Genomic DNA, 269 nt, shown 5'->3' on the forward strand with positions numbered 1-269 from the left:
GCGAACTCGCGCAGGGTGCCGGCCATTTCCTCCGGTGTTTCATCGTAGCCGCCGAAGGCATTCGGCAGGCCGGCATTCGGATGGGCGCTGACATGGGTCGGCGCGATCTGCGCAAGGATGTCCACGTGTGCGCGCAGGTCCTTGGCGCCCAGCGCGCAGTTCAGCCCGATCGCATGCGGGCGCGAGTGCGACAGCGAGTACCAGAAGGCTTCCGCGGTCTGGCCCGACAGCGTGCGCCCGCTGCGGTCGGTGATCGTGCCGGAGATCAT

The 269-nt window shown here is 68.0% G+C and carries 1 protein-coding gene; it reads right to left on the reverse strand.

Features of this window, described 5'->3' with window-relative positions; genetic code table 11:
* On the reverse strand, positions 1-269 hold a 269-nt coding region (locus tag FLQ44_RS22635; protein ID WP_206209116.1), incomplete at both ends, for a homocysteine S-methyltransferase family protein.

The sequence above is a fragment of the Vogesella mureinivorans genome (genome assembly GCF_007644035.1).
In the GTDB taxonomy this organism is placed as follows: Bacteria; Pseudomonadota; Gammaproteobacteria; order Burkholderiales; family Chromobacteriaceae; genus Vogesella; species Vogesella mureinivorans.